General features: G+C 70.1%; 1 protein-coding gene. It reads left to right on the forward strand.

Annotated features, from left to right (window positions below; genetic code table 11):
• The coding region (locus tag ACOADB_RS10855; RefSeq protein ID WP_378598092.1) for a hypothetical protein at positions 1 to 659 on the forward strand (659 nt) is incomplete at its 5' end.
• Positions 660 to 747 lie beyond the last annotated feature (88 nt).

A 747-nucleotide genomic window follows, 5' to 3' on the forward strand; every position in this document is an offset into this window, starting at 1 on the left:
GGTGCACGATCATCGACGGGTACGGCGACGGCCCGGCGTCGTACATCGCGGGTGACGAGGCGGGCCTGGCCACCATCGGTGGCTGCGTCGGGGCCGTCCTCGGACTGGTGGCCTGGTCGCTGATCGTGGACCAGTACCCCCTCCAGTTCGGCATGTGGCACGCGTTGGGGACGCTCGGCCTGTCCTCCGCGCTCGGCCAGTTGCTCGCAGCCGCCGAGCTCGACGTGGAGGGGTGGTACGTCGTCGCGGCCGGCCTCTCGGCTGCCGTCGGTGTCGCCGCGTTGCTCCTGGGTGGGGCCCTGGTCGTCAGGCGCCGCAGGCGGTTCGCGCACGAGGTGGCGATGATCGCGGGAGGCGTGCCTGTCGACGCGATCGTCGTGGAACCGGGCTGGGAGCCCGACGACTTCGGTGAGGCGAGCAACGTGATCACCACGACGACGTTCCGCTTCGTGGGTCCGGACGGGACGTCGTACCTCGTCCGTCGACGGGTGACGATCCCGTCGCGTGCGCCGATCGAGAAGGACCAGCACACGACGGTCTGGTACGACCCAGAGAACCCGCTGGACGACAAGGCGATCGTCGTCGGCATCCAGCACGCGTTGCGCTGGAACGTCCCGGTGCCCGTCCCCGCGACGGCAGCGCCGCCCGTAGGGTCCTGATCATGCCGGTACTTGGAGTGGGCGGGATCTTCTTCCGCGCGCAGGACCCCGACACCCTCAACGCCTGGTACCGCGAGGTCCTCGGCAT

Source organism: Nocardioides sp. CPCC 206348, assembly GCF_048654705.1.
In the GTDB taxonomy this organism is placed as follows: Bacteria; Actinomycetota; Actinomycetes; order Propionibacteriales; family Nocardioidaceae; genus Nocardioides.